Origin of the sequence: Streptomyces sp. XD-27, assembly GCF_030553055.1 — a bacterium.
In the GTDB taxonomy this organism is placed as follows: domain Bacteria; phylum Actinomycetota; class Actinomycetes; order Streptomycetales; family Streptomycetaceae; genus Streptomyces.
On sequence record NZ_CP130713.1, the window covers coordinates 5,308,078 to 5,325,381 of the forward strand.

15 protein-coding genes are annotated in these 17,304 nt (G+C 69.6%); 9 read left to right on the forward strand and 6 right to left on the reverse strand.

Going from position 1 to position 17,304, the window contains the following annotated elements; genetic code table 11:
- The first annotated feature begins 13 nt into the window (after positions 1–13).
- The 3 genes from Q3Y56_RS23100 to Q3Y56_RS23110 all read left to right on the forward strand — a co-directional run bounded on the left by Q3Y56_RS23100 (position 14) and on the right by Q3Y56_RS23110 (position 2,871).
- Complete coding sequence (locus tag Q3Y56_RS23100; protein WP_304463758.1) at positions 14–436, forward strand: hypothetical protein; 423 nt, start codon at positions 14–16, stop codon at positions 434–436.
- A 9-nt stretch (positions 437–445) separates the two neighbouring features.
- Positions 446–2,335, forward strand: a complete 1,890-nt coding sequence (locus Q3Y56_RS23105; RefSeq protein WP_304463759.1) for an alpha/beta hydrolase — start codon at positions 446–448, stop codon at positions 2,333–2,335.
- Between the two features lie 74 nt (positions 2,336–2,409).
- Entirely contained in the window at positions 2,410–2,871 is a 462-nt protein-coding gene (locus Q3Y56_RS23110) for a hypothetical protein (RefSeq protein ID WP_304463760.1), read from the forward strand.
- On the opposite strand, the gene Q3Y56_RS23115 is transcribed toward Q3Y56_RS23110, so the two are convergent.
- From Q3Y56_RS23115 to Q3Y56_RS23125, 3 genes are all read right to left on the reverse strand, one after another.
- A complete protein-coding gene (locus Q3Y56_RS23115; protein WP_304463761.1) occupies positions 2,816–3,964 on the reverse strand; it encodes an ABC transporter ATP-binding protein in 1,149 nt (382 codons plus the stop codon). The two genes, Q3Y56_RS23110 and Q3Y56_RS23115, sit on opposite strands and share 56 nt — an antisense overlap.
- Entirely contained in the window at positions 3,961–4,947 is a 987-nt protein-coding gene (locus tag Q3Y56_RS23120) for an ABC transporter ATP-binding protein (RefSeq protein WP_304465748.1), read from the reverse strand. The genes Q3Y56_RS23115 and Q3Y56_RS23120 overlap by 4 nt, the downstream gene beginning before the upstream one ends.
- 83 nt (positions 4,948–5,030) lie before the next feature.
- Positions 5,031–6,008 (reverse strand): ABC transporter permease, encoded by a 978-nt coding sequence (locus tag Q3Y56_RS23125; protein WP_304463762.1) that lies wholly within the window; start codon positions 6,006–6,008, stop codon positions 5,031–5,033.
- On the opposite strand from Q3Y56_RS23125, the gene Q3Y56_RS23130 reads away from it, so the two are divergent.
- Entirely contained in the window at positions 6,007–6,147 is a 141-nt protein-coding gene (locus Q3Y56_RS23130) for a hypothetical protein (RefSeq protein WP_304463763.1), read from the forward strand. The two genes, Q3Y56_RS23125 and Q3Y56_RS23130, sit on opposite strands and share 2 nt — an antisense overlap.
- On the opposite strand, the gene Q3Y56_RS23135 is transcribed toward Q3Y56_RS23130, so the two are convergent.
- Positions 6,135–7,934 (reverse strand): ABC transporter substrate-binding protein, encoded by a 1,800-nt coding sequence (locus Q3Y56_RS23135; protein ID WP_304463764.1) that lies wholly within the window; start codon positions 7,932–7,934, stop codon positions 6,135–6,137. The two genes, Q3Y56_RS23130 and Q3Y56_RS23135, sit on opposite strands and share 13 nt — an antisense overlap.
- Before the next feature lie 16 nt (positions 7,935–7,950).
- Positions 7,951–8,952: an ABC transporter permease gene (locus Q3Y56_RS23140; protein ID WP_304463765.1), complete on the reverse strand. Its 1,002-nt coding sequence runs from the start codon at positions 8,950–8,952 to the stop codon at positions 7,951–7,953.
- 527 nt (positions 8,953–9,479) lie between these two features.
- Between Q3Y56_RS23140 and Q3Y56_RS23145 the strand changes: the two genes are divergently transcribed.
- Positions 9,480–10,604 carry a hypothetical protein gene (locus tag Q3Y56_RS23145; RefSeq protein ID WP_304463766.1) on the forward strand — a complete coding sequence of 375 codons (1,125 nt, stop codon included), beginning with the start codon at positions 9,480–9,482 and terminating at the stop codon, positions 10,602–10,604.
- Positions 10,605–10,612: 8 nt separating this feature from the next.
- On the opposite strand, the gene Q3Y56_RS23150 is transcribed toward Q3Y56_RS23145, so the two are convergent.
- Complete coding sequence (locus Q3Y56_RS23150; RefSeq protein ID WP_304463767.1) at positions 10,613–12,787, reverse strand: prolyl oligopeptidase family serine peptidase; 2,175 nt, start codon at positions 12,785–12,787, stop codon at positions 10,613–10,615.
- A gap of 252 nt (positions 12,788–13,039) precedes the next feature.
- Between Q3Y56_RS23150 and Q3Y56_RS23155 the strand changes: the two genes are divergently transcribed.
- The 4 genes from Q3Y56_RS23155 to Q3Y56_RS23170 all read left to right on the forward strand — a co-directional run bounded on the left by Q3Y56_RS23155 (position 13,040) and on the right by Q3Y56_RS23170 (position 17,296).
- Positions 13,040–13,234, forward strand: a complete 195-nt coding sequence (locus Q3Y56_RS23155; RefSeq protein ID WP_304463768.1) for a hypothetical protein — start codon at positions 13,040–13,042, stop codon at positions 13,232–13,234.
- A 63-nt stretch (positions 13,235–13,297) separates the two neighbouring features.
- Entirely contained in the window at positions 13,298–14,182 is an 885-nt protein-coding gene (mshB, locus tag Q3Y56_RS23160; RefSeq protein ID WP_304463769.1) for an N-acetyl-1-D-myo-inositol-2-amino-2-deoxy-alpha-D-glucopyranoside deacetylase, read from the forward strand.
- On the forward strand, positions 14,179–14,706 hold the full coding sequence (locus Q3Y56_RS23165; protein WP_369696785.1) for a DUF6113 family protein: 528 nt from the start codon (positions 14,179–14,181) through the stop codon (positions 14,704–14,706). The genes mshB and Q3Y56_RS23165 overlap by 4 nt, the downstream gene beginning before the upstream one ends.
- A 202-nt stretch (positions 14,707–14,908) precedes the next feature.
- Positions 14,909–17,296 (forward strand): hypothetical protein, encoded by a 2,388-nt coding sequence (locus Q3Y56_RS23170; RefSeq protein WP_304463770.1) that lies wholly within the window; start codon positions 14,909–14,911, stop codon positions 17,294–17,296.
- Positions 17,297–17,304 lie beyond the last annotated feature (8 nt).

The following is a 17,304-nucleotide window of genomic DNA, read 5'->3' on the forward strand; positions in this document are numbered from 1 at the left end:
GGGAGGGGCTGAGGTGAGCGAGGTCCTGGCGAAATTTGGGATGAATCTGGCGAGTGCGGAGGAGAAGGGCGGCGGCGGTTCGGACGGCCTGAAGACCAGCAAGACCGCTTGGACGACGGCAGGGAAGGCGGTCGGCACGCTCGCGACGAACGTCAGGACGGCTAAGAAGAAGCTGACGGAGGAGCAGAAGGGGGTCGGTGCGAAGGATCCGAGCGGCGCTAGCGGGGTGAAGAGCGCGGTGGCCCAGCGGGATGTCTGTGACAGCTGGAAGCTGTATCTGAACGGTGTGGCTGGCCGATGCGCTGCGCTTGAGACGAAGCTCAAGCTTGCGGGCACTACGCTCGCTGGGTCCGATGAGGATGCTGCGAGCGCATTCTACAACTTGGACAAGAACTATAGGGACACCCCGGCTGTCGGTGGCAAGGGCAAGGGGTGATCCGACGCCATGGATTTCAAGACGCTGAAGGCGCTCAATCCAGCTGAGTTCGAGAGCGCGGCCGACGGCTACCGGTCGGTCAGCAACATGGCGCAGCACGCCGCGGAGGCCCTGGAGCGCCAGATCACCGCCAACATGCGGAAGGATCTCAAGGGGGAGGCTCGGGAAGCGGCCTTGGGGCAGCTGTCCGGGCTGTCGAAGAACTTCCACTACACCCAGGTCCAGTGCGGAGCGATCAGCACGGCACTAAACGGGCTGGCCCACGATCTGCGGGAGGCGAAGACCAAGCTCAATAAGGCGGTGCAGGACGCTGAGGACGAGGGGTTCACGGTGAACGCCGACGGATCGGTCAGCTATCCGGCGGCAGACGACAAGGACGGCAAGAAGCAGCCGGGCGGCTCGGTCACCGGTTACGCCATTGACAAAAGCGAAAGCCAGACCGCAGTCGATGATGTGGCCAAGAAGAATCCGGCCAAGTCCATCGCCGATCAAGCAGCAAACATCGACCCCAACCCGAAGGCCGCTCGGGCTCAGCCGATCGCTCACCGCATCGCCCAGGCCGTCTGGGAAGCAACGGAAGTCGACGGCCTCTGGGCCCCGCAGCTGCGGCGGCTCAAGGCCGACGATGACATGGTCGTCTCCGAGGACGACTGGATCGATGCGAAGAAGGACACGGAAGGCGTCCGCAAGGCCGCGAAGGACTACTTGGACGACATCAAGATCCCGTCCAAGGACAGCGATCCGGCGTCAAACGCCAAGTGGTGGAAGGGTCTTTCCCCTGACGAGAGAGACGCCCTGATCTCTCTGCGTCCCGCCAGCCTGGGTGCGCTCGACGGGCTTCCTGCCGGAGTGCGCGACGAGGCGAACCGCACCGTCCTGGCTGAGGCTCGTGCCGAGTATCAGAAGGAGTTGAGCGCGATCCCCGAGGCGCCGGAAAAGTACCATTGGGCAGGTAGGGACTATTCAAAGTATGAGATCACGGATGATTGGAGGAAATGGAACGATAAGTACGGGGACAGAAAGAAACGGCTAGAAAATGCGATCGATGGCATGGGTCACATTCAGAATCGCTTCGACAGGACGGGAGAGAAAGGCTTGCCTGAGGCGTATCTGCTCGGTTTCGATCCCTTTGCTAATCATGACGGAAAGGTGATTATCGCCAACGGGAACCCGGACGTCGCTGACCACACCGCGGTGTATGTACCTGGCTCGAAGACGCTACTGGGTAACATCAACGATGAGATGGAGAAAAGTGAAGTGTTGTGGCGGGAGAGCACTTCTCTTGCCCCCAACCAGTCGGTGTCAACGATAACGTGGTTTGATTATGACTCCCCGCGCTCAGCGAAGCCGTTTGAGGCCGGGGACGGTCTCTACCCCGAAGCAAGTTCCAACTCGCAGGCAGCGGAAGGTGCACCTAGTCTCCGACAGTTCCTCGATGGCAATGTGGCGGCTCAACAGGCGGCCACGGGAGACAAGGCGCATAACACTCTCCTAGGTCATAGTTACGGCACCACGCTCATGGGGAACGCGGCTGATTATAGTCCTGACTATCACGATTCTTGGACCGATCCCCTGCCAGTAGATGATGTGGTTACGGTAGCCAGCCCCGGTTTTCGGGCTAAGAGCCCGGGTGACGTGGGGCTCGACCCTCATCACTTCTGGGCCATGGCGTCTCCGGATGATCCTGTCCCGCTTGGGGGTCGAGTGGCTGGGCTCGGCGAGGACGGGATTGTTCCTACCGACCGGGAATTCGGCGCCAATATCATGATGGTGGATACGAAGGGGCATGGTGACTACTGGGATTACAAAGGAAACGAGCCTTCGGTTAGTCTGACAAACCAAGCAAACGTCATTGTGGGTGCCTATGATGACGTTAAACTTATCGCGGAGGCGCCGTGATGGCGGCACCCAAGGTGATGAGGATCCAGTCTGGGTTGGCGCTACTGTGCGCCCTGGTGATGGGATGTTCCTCCGTGAACGAAGATTCGAGCGAACTTGATTATGAGCCCAAGAGTCGCAGCAGCCGAGAAGTTGAAGAGGAAGTAGGCTCACTGTCGAGTAGGCTTTTGGATATGACGCAAATCAAGGGCAAAGTGACTGACCTCGCACCCATGGCGAGTTCCTGCGGTGTGAGTGATCGCGATGCGGACATGTATCGCAGCGTTAGGCATCCTTGGTCGATTTATGGCGTCGAAAATAGTGTTCTTCAGAAGGGGATGGAAAAACTCGTTGATCGGCTGCCGAAGGAGGGGTGGCGCATAGTGAAAAATGGCCCTGACGCAAGCAAGAATCGGAATCAGGAGATCTTGGCGGTTCATCTGAAAACGCGTATCCAAACGCAAGTCACGTGGAAGAAGGGGCTCGACGGCCGTCAGCCGCTTATTGCGTTCGCTGTGTACTCCCGTTGCTTCCGCGATCCTGGGCACTCTTACTAGACTTCGTGAGCGTCGGATCTTCGGGGAAGTGGCAGGCCGTCAAGTGTTCCTCCGTGTTGCCGTCGGTCCGTACCAGCGGGGGCTCTTCCCGGGCGCATCTCTCCTGCGCCTTCCAGCAGCGCGTGCGGAAGCGGCAGCCCGACGGTGGGTTGATGGGGGAGGGGACGTCGCCTGACAGGCGGATGCGTTCGCGGCGGGCGGGGGCCGCGGTGTCCCTGCCGTTCTCGTCCGCCTCCTCGTCCGCGTCCAATACCGCGTCCGCCTCCGGGACCGCCGACAGCAGTGCGTGCGTGTACGGGTGCCTCGGGCGGCCGTAGATCGACTCTCGGTCGCCCACCTCCACGATCTTGCCCAGGTACATGACCGCCACCCGCTGCGAGAAGTGCCGTACCACCGCCAGGTCATGGGCGATGAACAGGAACGCGATGCCCAGGTCGCGCTGGAGGTTCTGGAGGAGGTTGACGACCTGGGCCTGGATGGAGACGTCCAGGGCCGAGACCGGTTCGTCCGCCACGATCAGCTTCGGTTCCAGTGCCAGGGCTCTGGCCACGCCGATGCGCTGGCGCTGGCCGCCCGAGAACTCGTGTGGGAAGCGGTTGTAGTGCTCCGGGTTGAGGCCGACCGTCTCAAGCAACTCGCGGACCCGGCGTTCCCGGCCTCCCCGCGGACGGATGTCGTTGATTTCCATCGGGCCCGAGATGATCCGGCCCACCGTCTGGCGAGGGTTCAAGGACGAGTACGGGTCCTGGAAGATCATCTGGATCTGGGAGCGGATCGGGGCGAGCGCGCGGCGGTCCGCGTGGGTGATGTCCTCGCCCCGGTACGTGATGCGGCCCCTCGTCGGCTCCAGCAGGCGCGTCAGCAGGCGGCCCGTCGTCGACTTGCCGCAGCCCGACTCGCCCACCAGACCGAAGCTCTCGCCCTCGCGGACGGTCAGGTCGATGCCGTCGACCGCCTGCACCGCGCCCACCCGCCGTCGGAACGGGAAGCCACCCATCACCGGGAAGTGCTTCGTCAGACCTTCCGCTACCAGGAGGGCCTTGGCTCGTTCGTCCGTGGTCCGTTCGTCCGTGGTCCGTTCGCTCTTCGTCATGTCGTCCTCCGCAGCACCTGCCGTGACTCGGCGCTCAAGTGGCACGCCGCTCCCCGCCCCGTCGGCAGTTCCGGGCGTTCCCTCGCGCAGCGGTCCTTGCCCGCCACGGCCGTGTGCGCGCACCTCGGGTGGAACGGGCAGCCCCCCGGCGGATCCAGCAGACTCGGCGGGGCGCCCGGGATGGGGGTGAGCGGGCGGTCGACCGCCGAGGTCAGGCGGGGCATCGAGGACAGCAGGCCCCAGGTGTAGGGGTGCTGGGGGGCCCGCAGCACCTCGCGGACCGTACCGCGCTCCACGGCCCGTCCCGCGTACATCACCAGCAGGTCGTCCGCCGTGTTGGCGACCACGCCCAGGTCGTGCGTGATCAGGATGATCGCCGAGCCGTACTCCTGCTGGAGGTCCTTGAGCAGGTCCAGGATCTGTGCCTGGACGGTGACGTCCAGGGCCGTCGTCGGCTCGTCCGCGATGAGCAGGTCCGGGTTGCAGATCAGGGACATGGCGATCATCGCGCGCTGCCGCATGCCGCCGGAGAACTGGTGCGGGTAGTCGTCCACCCGCAGCCGCGCGTTGGGGATGCCGACCTTCTCCAGCATCTCCGCCGCCCGCTGCCGCGCCTCGCGCCGCGAGGCCCCGGTGTGCTTGCGGAACGGCTCGGCGATCTGCCGGCCGATGGTGTAGTACGGCGAGAGGGCGGTCAGCGAGTCCTGGAAGATCATCGCCATCGTGTTGCCGCGCAGCCTCTCCAGCGTGCGCTCCGGCGCGCCGGTCAGTTCCTGCCCGTCCAGCAGGATCTCGCCGCGGATGGTGGTGTGCCGCGGGTCGTGCAGGCCCAGTACGGCCAGGTTGGTCACCGATTTGCCGGAGCCGGACTCGCCGACGATGCCGAGCGTGCGGCCGCGCGCCAGGTCGAAGGAGAGGCCGTCGACCGCCTTCACCGTGCCGTCCTCGGTGGCGAAGTGGACGTACAGGTCGCGTACGGACAGGAACGCGTCGCCGGCGTGGGGTGCCGGGGTGGCCCCGGCTTGGTCATGGTGGGCACGTCGTACTCCTGGTCTCCTCAGCGCCCTCAGGCGAGACGCACCCGCGGGTCGATCGCCGCGTACAGCGCGTCCACGATGATGTTGGCGATCACGATCGCCGTGCAGCTGAAGAGCATCACGCCCATCAGCATCGGCAGGTCCTTCTCCGTCACGGAGTCCACCGCGAGTCGGCCCAGGCCGTGCAGGGTGAACGTGAACTCCGTGACCATCGCGCCGCCGAACAGCGACCCCAGGTCGATGCCGACGATGGTGACGATGGGGGCCATGGCGCCGCGCCAGGCGTAGCGGAAGAAGACCGTGCGGGAGGACATGCCCTTGGCGCGGGCGGTGCGGACGTGGTCCTCGCCCAGCTGCTCGATCATCTGCGAGCGCGTCATACGGCTGTAGTTGGCGATGAAGATGATCGACATGACCAGCCAGGGCAGCAGCATGCCGCCGGCCCACTTCGCCGGGTTCTCCGAGATGGGTACGTACTCCGGGCGGTCGACCAGGTCCCAGGTGTCGACCAGGAGCCACAGCGCGATCGTGCCCACGAAGTAGATCTGGAGCGAGTTGCCGATCAGGGACAGCGAGCTGAGGAACTTGTCGGCGAACGTGCCGCGCCGGGCCGCCGCGACCATGCCGATCGTGATGCCGACGACGAGGAACACGACGGTGCCGCCGAACGCGAGGGAGAGGGTGGTCGGGTAGCGGTCGAGCAGGGTCTCCCACACCGGCTGGTTGTCGCGGAAGGAGTAGCCCAGACAGGGGGCCGAGCAGTGGCCGATGTCGAAGTCGCGGCCCGCGAAGATGCCCACGAGGTAGTGCCAGTACTGGACCGGCACCGGCTCGTCGAGCCCCAGGTTCTTGTTGATGATCTCCAGCGCCTCGGGTCCGCAGTTCTTGCCGCAGGCCAGCTGCGCCGGTTCGGAGGGCAGCGCGAAGAAGAGGAAGAAGGTGACCGCGCTGATCAGCCAGATGATGACGAGCGCGCCGAGCGAGCGGCGTACAAGGAATCGGAGCATGCGTCGCGGATCTTCCGGTACGGGCGCCGTGGGCGACAGGGCGGATCGGGAGGGTGGTGGGCCCGCCGCCCGCCGCCGGTCCTACGGCGGCGGGCAGCGGCCGGGGAAGGCAGATGCGGGCGACGCCTACTTCACGTAGACGCCCGTCGGGTCCGCCGTCCCGTACACGGAGTGGTACTTCACCCCGCCGATCCCCGAACCCCAGATCGTCCACTGCCGGTTGTAGAAGATCGGCACGGCCGGGACCTGCTCGGTGAGGATCCTGTCGGCCAGGGCCACCCACTCGGCCGACGCCATCTTCACATCCGTGATCTTGTTGATGCGGTCGATCTCCTTGTCCACATCGGCGTCGCGCAGATGCCAGTAGTTCTCACCGCCGTCGCTGACGTCGCGCCCGTCGAACAGCGGTGGTACGACCGTCGAGCCGACCGGCCAGTCGGCGCCCCACGAGGCCCGGTAGATGTCGAACCGGTTGTCGATCTTGGAGATCTCGGTGGCGTAGTTGTTGGAGTCGATCTCCTTCTTCTCCACCGAGAACCCGGCCTTCTCCAGCGCCTGGGTGACGACCACGGAGATCTTCTGGTACTCCGTCGAGTTGTTGTAGGCGTAGACGATCTCCTGCCCCTCCTTGCCCGCCTCCTTCAGCAGCTTCTTCGCCGTCGCGATGTCTCCGGCCGGGAACTTCTTCTTGTTGAACGGGTCGGTGTCCTTCCAGCCGGCCAGCGACGGGGCGAGCAGGTTGCCCGCGACCTGGCCGGCCCGCGGCCCGCCGAGCTGGCCGAGGATCTGGCTGTTGGGCAGCGCGTAGGCCAGCGCCTGGCGGACCTTCTTGTCCTTGATCCGGTCCATGTTGATGGCCATGTAGTCGACGTACGGCTGCACCTCGTTGAAGGTGCGCTGCTTGGCCGAGCTGCTCTTGATGACTGACGGGCCGGCCTCGATCGTCACCGCGTTGGTGAACGACATCGCCTGCTTGTCGCTGCCCCGTTCGGCCAGCAGCCGCCGCGCCGAGTCCGGCTCCTGGACCCCGAAGCGGATGTCGAACCTCTCGGGGTACTGGTGGCGCACCGCGTCCGTCTTCGGGTCCCAGTGGGCGTTGCGCACGAGCGTCAGCTGCTTGCCCGCCTTGAGCGTCCCGACCTTGTACGGGCCGGAGGCGACGGGGTGGGTGTCGTACTTCTCGCCGGTGTCCTTCTTCCCGTCGGACGGCACGGCACCGATGTTCGGCATGGCGACCGCGTACGGGGTGTCCGCGTGCGGCTCCTTGAAGTGGAAGACGATCGTCTTGTCGTCGGGCGTGTCCAGGACGCTCTTCGGCAGGTGGTCGCCCTTGTACGGGCCGTCCGGCAGCGCCTTGCGGAAGGACTGGCCCTCGCCCGAGAGCCACTGCGGGATGTACTGCGGCCCGTCGGTCGCCCACTTCGCGTACAGCCGCTCCACGCTCTGCCGTACGTCGGCGGAGGTGATCGCCGAGCCGTCCTCGAACTTGAGGTTGTCCTTGAGGGTGTACGTCCAGGTGCGGCCGCCGTCGGAGGACTTCCCGGTGTCCGTGGCGAGGTCGCCGACGACCTTGACCCGGCCGTCGGCGTCGACCTTGTACGTGGTTAACGAGCGGTTGTACAGCAGCTGGGCGGTCAGCTGGTCGGCGTAGTAGATCTGCGCCGGGTCCAGGTGGGTGAAGGCGTCGCGCTGGAGCACGTTGACCGTGCCGCCCTCCTTGGCGCCGGGCAGCGGGGCGGCGGGACCGGTGGAGTCGGCCGCGGTGCCCAGCGAGTAGTTCTCCGCCCGGCTCTTGTCGGGCTTGCCGCTCGGGTCGTCCCCCGTGTCGCCGCCGCCTCCGCCGCTGCTGCACGCGGAGAGGACGAGGGCCCCGGTCGCCAGGGCCGCGGCGGTCAGCCGCGCCCGGTGTCTGAGAGATGACGTCATGGTCGTGTGCACCTGCCTAGCGCTTCGTCTTCGGATCGAACGCGTCCCGGACCGAGTCCCCCAGCAGGTTGAAGGCGACCACGAAGACCACCATGGCGATGCCGGGGAAGAACATGTAGGTGATGTCGTTCTGGTAGTGGCGGGCGCCGGTGGCGAACATCCGGCCCCAGTCGGGCGTCGGCTCGACGATGCCCACGCCGAGGAAGGACAGCGCGGCCTCGACCGTCACGAAGTTCGGCAGCATCAGCGTCGACTGGACCAGGATCGGCGTCCACAGGTTGGGCAGCAGTTCCTTGCGGATGATCCGCCACGGCGAGGCGCCGGTGACCTTCGCGGCCTCGACGAACTCGCGTGTCCGCAGGCTCAGGACCTGGCCGCGCAGCAGCCGGGCCAGGCCCATCCAGCCCAGCACCCACATCACCAGGATGAGGGTGACGACCCGCAGCGCGGTCGGGGTCTCCTTCTCCGGGCTCACGAACAGCGCGTACACCACGGGGGTGAAGGCGACGAACGACAACTGGGCGGGGAAGGCCAGCAGCAGATCGATGAAGCGGCCCAGGAAGTAGTCGGTCTTGCCGCCGACGTACCCGGCGGTGACGCCGACGACGATGCCGGTGATCACGCACAGCACCGTCACGGCGGTGGCGATCAGCAGCGAGGTGCGGATGCCGTACAGCAGCTGGGTGAGCACGTCCCGGCCGAGCTGCGGTTCGAGGCCGAACCAGAACTCGCCGTCGATGCCGCCGTTCGGCTTGACGGGATAGTAGAACTCGTTGAGCAGGCCGGGCCGGTCGAGTCCGTAGGTGGTGTACGGGTCCTTGCCGTACAGCGCCGAGACGAGCGGGGCCAGCACTGCCAGGGCGAAGAAGAACAGCACCACATAGGCCGAGACGACACCGGTCCGGTCCCGTTTGAAGCGGCGCCACATCAGCTGCCCGGGCGAGCGCCCCGCGGTGCCCGCAGCCTGGGTGGTGCCCGCGGCTTCCGTGGGTCCCGCGGTCTGGGATGGACTCTTCATCGAATTGCGCGCCCCCCGACTGTCCGCTGCCTGCCGTCTGCTGCCTGGCTCGACCTGCTGCCTGCTCGACCGTCTGCTCGCGTCATCCGCCGGATCATCGCCCCGGGTTGAGCGGACTGTCGCAATGCTCGCGAGCCCCAGTCAAGGGGTGGGGGAGGGCGGATACGGCCCCGCCCGGCTTCTTGAGCGAACGTTGAGCAGATCGACGTCAGGGCGTGCTTGACGTGGGTGCGGGCGGGGCGGCGAACCGTGATGAAGGGCCATCAACCGCGTTAACACGCAGGCAACTTCGCTGTCGCGATACCGATATACGGACGCGCCACGCTGTGCAGCGTACGGCCGTGCGGGTGCCGTAGACCGGCCGGGGTGGCGCCATGCCGCCCCGGCCGGTCGCTCGTTCGTCTGCGGTCCGGCTGGTCGCTCGTTCGTTCGTCCTTCTGTCCCGCCGGTCGCTCGTCCGTCCCGACTTTCACACTTCTTGCACCGGAACCGTTCCCACCGGTCCCCGGCGGGGGATACGTACCGTCATGGGGCAGGGATGGATTCTCACGCGCGGGACGCGTGTCTTCGGGGCGCTCGTGTGCGCCGTGTTCGGCCTGGTCTCGCTCGCGTGGATCATCCGGGACCTGGGTGACGCCGACGAGAGCAGCCACCTGTGGTGGACGTGGGCCGGGCTGCCGTACCGCGCGTCCAGCGGCGTCTTCGGTTCGTCCCTCATCGACCTCGTCATGCTGGTCCTCTGCGTCTTCGCCGGGGTCGCCGCGCTGCGCTCCTCGGCCGCCGCGGGGGCCCTCGCCGGCGTCGCCCTCGTCTCCATCGCGTACCGCCTGCCGAGCCTGTGGAACCTCAGCGCGGACTGGATGCAGGGCGTACCGGACGGCCTCAAGACGAAGGCGCAGCTGAGCACCTGGGCCGGGGTGCTGCTCGGCGTCGCCCTGCTGCTGGCCCTCGCCGTCGGCCGGCGCCCGGCCGGGGCCGGTGACGACCACGGGTACGGGTACGGCCAGGGGTACGGCGACGGGTACGGCCAGGGATATGGCCAGGGGTACGGCGGCATGGCGGGGCTCCGGCAGCCGCCCGAGCGCCCCGGCTCCGGCGCCGCCGCCACCGCTGCCCTGTTCCTCGGGGCCGTCGCGGCCATCGCCTGCGCCTGGCAGCTCTACTGGGCCGAGAAGCTGGAATGGGAGATGTACAAGCGCCTGCTGAGCGGCGAGCGCGCGCTCAACACGCTGCTCGCGCCGCCCAGCGCCTGGTCGGCCTGGGCGACGGCGGCGCTGGCGCTGCTCGCCGCCGTCGCCGCGGGCGCGCGCACGGCGTACGCGCGGCCGCTGGGGATGACGGTGGGACTGCTGGTGCTCGCCATGGGGGCCAGCGACGTCTCCCGGTTCACCAAGCTGGACGTCATGGAGCACTGGGACGAGCTGCCCACCGCGGGACAGCTCACCGTCCTCACCGCCTTCTTCGAGCTGGCAGCCGGGCTGGTCGTGCTGGTGGTCCTGGCAGGGCGGGGGACGCAGCCGGGCGGGCCGCGGCCCGGGGCCGGCTGGGCCGGGCCCGCGGCCGGCTGGGCGCCGCCGGTGTCCTCGCCGCCGCCCGTGTCACCGCCCCCGTCCACGCCACCGCCGCCGTCCGCGCCGCCGCCCGGCTGGTAGACATGCCGTTACCGGTCCATCCCCAGCGACCGCTTGAGGAAGTCGACCTGGAGCAGGAGCAGATTCTCCGCCACCTGCTCCTGCGGCGTCATGTGCGTGACCCCGGACAGCGGCAGCACCTCGTGCGGGCGGCCCGCCGCCAACAGGGCCGAGGACAGCCGCAGGCTGTGCGCCACCACCACGTTGTCGTCCGCCAGCCCGTGGACGATCAGCATCGGCCGGTGCGGCTCGGCGGCGCCCGACAGCCCCTCGTCCGTGACGAGCGAGTTCTCCGCGTACACCTTCGGCTGCTCGTCCGGGAGCCCGAGATACCGCTCCGTGTAATGGGTGTCGTACAGCCGCAGGTCCGTGACCGGGGCGCCCACGACGGCCGCGTGGAAGACGTCCGGGCGGCGCAGCACCGCCATGCCCGCCAGGAAACCGCCGTAGGACCAGCCTCGGATCGCCACCCGGCCGAGGTCCAGCGGATGGCTGCCGGCCAGCGCCTGCAACGCCTCCACCTGGTCGTCCAGGGTCAGGGTGAGGCGGTCCCGGATCGCCTTCTCCCAGTCCGGGGAGCGGCCGGGGGTGCCGCGGCCGTCGGCGACGATCACCGCGAATCCGTGGTTGGCGAACCACTGGGAGGTCAGATGGGCGTTGTGCGCGGCCACGACGCGCTGTCCGTGCGGCCCGCCGTACGGGTCCATCAGCACCGGCAGCGGACCGTCCTCCTCGCGGTAGCCCTCGGGCAGCAGCACCGCGCACGGAATGCGGTGCGGACCCGCGCAGACCAGCCGCGGGCGGGCGGTGATCACGGGCTGCTCGGCGTACGAGTCGATGGCGCCCAGCCAGTTCTCCACCGGATGCCCGTCGTCGTCCCAGTCCGGCCGGAACACGTCGACGCTGACGCCGGGCCGTTCCAGCGAGGTGTGGGAGTGCGCGATCACGTCCGTACCGCGTGCGGCGGAGTGCACCGCGGGGAAGGGCCGCTCGCCGACCTGCTCCAGACCGAGCCGGCCGCTGCCGCCACGGAACCACGCGCGGTAGACGACGATCTCGCCCGGCCGCTCCGGGTCCTCCCCGGGGGTGTCGGGCGACGCGGAGAACAGCACGTCGTCCTCGCCGATGTCGAGCACGCCGCGGACGTGCAGGGCGCCGGTCGTGAGCCTCCGGTCGCCGACCATCAGCACCCGGGCCCCGCCCTCGTCCGCGATCCGGACCAGCCTGCCGTCCGGCGTCCACGCGGGCACGCCGGGGAAGAGATCCAGCCACACCGGGTCCTCGTCGGCGTGCACGGTGGTGGTCTGCCCGGTGTCGGTGTCCACGGTCAGATACAGCTGGCTGCGCTGGTCCCGGGCCTGGACGAGCAGCAGCGGCGGCCCGTACGAGGACCAGTGCACGCGCGCCAGGTACGGGAAGCGCGCCCGGTCCCACACCACCTCGGTACGGGAGCCGTCCAGACCCAGCAGGAACAGCGTGACCTCGGCGTTCGGCGTGCCCGCCGCCGGGTAGGCGACCTCGGCGGGCGGCTGTTCCGGCCGGGCAGGGTCGGCGATCCACCAGCGCCGCACCGGGGCGTCGTCGACCCGGGCCACCAGCAGCGCGTCGCCGTCCGGCGACCACCAGAAGCCGCGGGTGCGGTCCATCTCCTCGGCGGCGATGAATTCGGCCAATCCGTAGCCGACGGTCTCCGACTCCGGCTCGGCCAGCGCGCGGTCCCCGGTCCCGTCGGCGTTCACCACGCGCAGCGCGCCTGCCGCCGCGTACGCGATCCGTTCGCCGCCGGGGGAGGGGCGCGGGTCCACCACCGGGCCCGGCACGGGCAGTTCGCGGGCCGCGCCGGTGCGCAGGTCGGCGGCGAACAACCGCCCCGAGAGGGCGAAGGACGCCGACTCCACGGCCTTGTCGGTCGCGTAGCCGACCACGCCCGCGGCCCCTTCGCGACTGCGCTCGCGGCGTGCCCGCTCCTCGGCGGACAGTTCCTCGTCGGCGCCGCCGAGCAGCGCGATCGGGTCCGCCGCCGGGTACTCGCGCCCGTCCGCGAGGTCGAGCACCCACAGCAGGTTCGCCCGGTCGGTGCCGCCACGCGAGCGCAGGAACACCGCACGGGAGTCGTCGGGGGACACGGTGACAGCGCGGGGCGCGCCCAGCGTGAACCGCTGGGTCCGCGCGTGCTGTCGGGGGAAGGAGAGCTGTCCGGTCATATGCCGAGACTACGGCTCGCGGGCGCGCGGCCGCGGGAACTCCGGGTGGACCGCCCGCGGCCTGCACGGCACGTCCGACACCCCGTCAACTTGCAAGTGCGAACAGGCATGCGCCCCTGTCATGCTCCCGTGCACCGATTCATGCCGACGGCCACAAAGTTATGATCCACTGCGCATACTGGGTAAGACCTACGTGGCATCTATATGTTGACCATTCAGACTCGCGCGTCCCGTACCTGGAGGTGAGCCGCTGTGGCACTTTCGATTTCGGCGGCAGTGCTGCTGCTGATCATCGTCTTCTTGCTGGTCAAGAAGTCCGGGTTGAAATCCGGGCATGCCATCGTCTGCGTGCTGCTGGGGTTCTACCTCGCCAGCTCGTCGATGGCACCGGCAATCGATGATCTGACCACCAACGTGGCGGACATGATCGGGGACGTCGAGCTCTGAGCCGCCGGGCGCGGAACGCTCACCTGGCCTCCGCCCGCGCACGCGGGCTCGTAGGCTGTGCTCATGACCGTCCTTCCCGCCCGCCGTCTGCTCCTGGTGCACGCCCACCCGGACGACGAGTCGATCAACAACGGCGCCACCATGGCCCGGTACGCGGCCAGTGGCGCCCACATCACGCTGGTGACCTGCACCCTCGGTGAAGAAGGCGAGGTCATCCCGGCGGACTTGGCGCACCTGGCCGCCGACCGCGACGGGGGTCTGGGCGCGTACCGCAGCGGGGAGCTCGCCGCCGCGATGAAGGAGCTCGGCGTCAGCGACCACCGGCTCCTCGGCGGCCCGGGGCGCTTCCGCGACTCCGGCATGATGGGCGCGCCGCAGAACAACCTCCCGGACGCCTTCTGGCAGGCCGACGTGGACGAGGCGGCGGCGTATCTGGTCGAGATCATCCGCGAGGTGCGCCCGCAGGTCATGGTGACCTACGACCCGCACGGCGGATACGGCCATCCGGACCACATCCAGGCGCACCGGGTCGCGATGCGCGCCGCGGACCTCGCCGCGGAGCGGGCGTACCGCCGGGACCTCGGCGAGCCGCACGAGATCGCCAGGATCTACTGGAACTGCGTCCCCCGCCCGGTCGCCGAAGAGGGCTTCGCCCGGCTGCGCGCGCTCGGCGCGGACCTGCCCTTCCCGGGCATCGGAGCGCCGGAGGACGTGCCGGGGCTCGTCACGGAGGCCGAGGTGACGGCCGTCGTGGACGGCACGGCGTACGCGGGGGCGAAGGCGGCGGCGATGCGCGCCCACGCCACCCAGATCGACGTCCGCGAGCCGTTCTTCGCGCTGTCCAACGGGCTGGGCCAGCCGCTGCTGGCCACCGAGTACTACCGCCTGGCGCGCGGCGCGTCGGCCGCGGCCGACGCGACCGACCTGTTCGCGGGGGTGACGGAGTGACGGCGGGCAGGGGCGACGCGCCGAAGCGCGCACGAGCGGAGTCCGGTGCCGGTTCGCGGCCCGGATCGGGCGGCGCGGGCGCCGGGTCCGGTGCGCGGGCCGGTGCGCGCGGGGGCGGGGAGGGGGCCGAGCCCACCGCTGCGCCGGGCGGTGCGGCCCTGGTCCTGCGGGTCGCGGGCTATCTGCTGCTCGCCGTGCTGGGCGTGCTGGTGGCCGTGGCGGGCGCGCTGGTCCAAGGCGGCTGGTTCCCCGGCGGATTGCTGCTCGCGCTGGCCGGCCAGGTGGGGTTGTGCTACGGCGGGTTGAAGGCCACCGACACCCGGCTGGGCGGGGCGGTGCCCGCCGCGTCCTGGGCGGCCGTCGTCCTGCTGCTCACCGCCACCCGGCCGGAAGGCGACTTCGCCTTCGCTGCCGGATTCGGGTCGTATGTCTTCCTGCTGGGCGGGATGTTCAGCGGTGTGATGTGCGCCACGCTGCCGAAGGTGACGCAACCGGGCAGGCTCGCTGCCCGACTTGCCAAGTGACGCGACGATTTCGGCGTAACGTCCCCGAGAAGCGGGGCGCCGTGCGGCGAACCCGCAGGTTCTGGTGATCCGGCGGTCGCCGCATGCGCGTCCGCGGTGCCCAGTATGGTGGTGCGCGCCGCCGAGCCTCCCCTCGCCTACGGCATGGGGAACCCCATCGCGCGAAAGAGACGGGCGGCGGAGCTAACTGGGAGAACCTGCATTGAGCCGTGAATCTGACAGTTCGTCCTCCGGGCCCCGGGGGCGCGGCGGTTCCGCGTACCCGTCCGGTACCCCGCCGTACGGATCCCGCCAGTATCCGTCGCCGAACCCGACGCAGGAGGGCTCGTACGACCGCGGCGACGACGCCGAGGCGCGCGACGCGGCCGAGCCGGAGGAGCCCAAGACCGAGACCACCCTGACCACGCGGATCCGGATCAACATCCCCGGCTCGCGTCCCATCCCGCCGGTCGTCATGCGGACGCCGGTCGGTGACGACGGCGCCGCGGCCGGTGCGGGTGAGGACGAGGAGCACTCGGGCGGCGCCGCGACCGGACCGGACGCGACGGCGGCGATGGCTGCGGTGCCCGGCGCCGGCCAGGACCCCGCCGCGACCGCCGCGTCGGCTTCCCGGCAGGCGTCCGGCGCCCACGAGGCGAAGGAGCCGGAGAAGACCAGCGACTGGTTCGCGCCGCGCAAGCAGGCCCGCGCCACTCCTGCGGCGCCGTCGGCGCCGCAGGGCGCCACGGGCGCGCCCGCGTCGCCGACCGGTCCCGCGGCGTCCGCCGACGGGCCGCGCCCCGGCTCGTCCGCGCCGGGAGCCGGTGCGCCGCTGTCCGGCTCCCCGCTGTCCTCCGACCCTTCGGGGCCCGAGACCACGCAGGCGTTCCCCGCGCCCACGCCGCCCGGTCAGGGCCAGGACGCGGACACACCGTATTTCTCCGACTTTTCTGACTTCTCCGGCTTCGCCGTCGACGATCCGACGCCGACCGGGCCCACGGCCATCACCCCGGACCTCGGCCCCGAGGATCCGCTCACCGCGGCCGGGCAGAACCCGCTGAACCGGTTCCCCTCCGCCCCCTCGGGGCGGCCCGGCCCGTCCGGGCCGACCACCGGCCCGGTCGGCGGCGACATGGCGGTGCCGCCGGTGCCGTCGCCCGGCGCGGGGGCCGTCACGTCCACGCCGCCGGACGGCACGCCGCTGTTCGATCCACTCGGCGCGCACCCGGCCACGCCGTCGGACGGTACGCCGCTGTTCGATCCACTCGGCGCACACTCGGCCACGCCGCCCGACGGCACGCCGCTGTTCGACGGACTCGGCGGGCAGCCGCCGACGCCGCCGGGCGGTGCGTCGCTGCCCGGCGGGCTCGGCGCCACGACCGGCGGCGGCCAGCCGCCCGCCGGGCCCACCGTCGGCTCCGACCTGTTCCGTGACCCCGAGCCCGCGCCGGGCGGCGGGGCGCCCGGGCACGTCTCCGGTGAGACGCTGATCAGCGGCATCCCCGTCGTACCGCCGTCCGAGAACCGTCCGGTGACGCCGTTCCCGGGCTTCGCGAGCGACTCCGGCGCGACCCCCGCCCCCGGCGGCGACAGCACTCCGCCGAGCCCCCCGGCCCCGGCGGCCTCCTCCGCCAAGCCCGCGAAGAAGAAGGGCCGCAACAAGCTGGTCCTGCTCGGGGCGGCGCTGGTGGGCGCGGTCGGTGTCGCGTACGCGGCGGGCCTGGTGATGAACCACGCGGACGTGCCCAACGGCACCACCGTCCTCGGCATCGACATCGGCGGCACCTCCAAGCAGGAGGCGATCGACAAGCTCGACGCGGGCCTCGGCAAGCGCGCCCAGGCCCCGCTCAAGGTCTCGGTCGACGGCGACCAGCACGAGCTCAAGCCGTCCGTGGCGGGCCTCGCCCTCGACACGGAGCAGACGGTCCGCGACGTCTCCGGCCGCGACTACAACCCCGTCAACGTGATCGGCTCCCTCTTCGGCGGCACCCGCACCGCCGGGGACCCCGTGGTCGTCGACGAGGAGAAGCTGTCGGACGCGCTGGAGCGGCTGGCGGGCGAGTCGGGCACGGCCCGCGAGGGCACGATCACGTTCGCACCGGGCAAGGTCGAGGCCGTCTACGGCAAGCCGGGCAAGGGCCTGGACGTCGACGCGGCCGTCAAGGCGGTCTCCGAGGCGTACCGCGAGCGCGCCGAGACCGGTGCGAACAAGGCCGTCACCCTTCCGGTGGTCACCAAGCAGCCGAAGATCGGCAAGGCCGAGGTCGACCGGATGATGAAGGAGTTCGCCGAGCCCGCGATGTCGGGCCTCGTCACCATCAAGGCGGGCGGCAAGTCCATCGACTTCGGCCCGGCCCGCTCGCTGCCGAAGATCCTCTCCGTCACGGTGGTCGAGGACCCGCAGGGCAAGGGCTACAAGCTCCAGGAGAGCTACGACCTGGAGGCGGTCAAGGAGCTCTACGGCAACATCTTCGACGGCGTGCTCATCGAGCGGGCCCAGGGCGGCAAGACCCCGGTCCAGCCGACGGACGTCGTGGGGGCCCTGCGCAGCGTGATCCTGGAGAAGGACCCGGCCAAGCGGATCGCCGAGATCCCGCTGAGCCCCAGCTGATCCGCGAT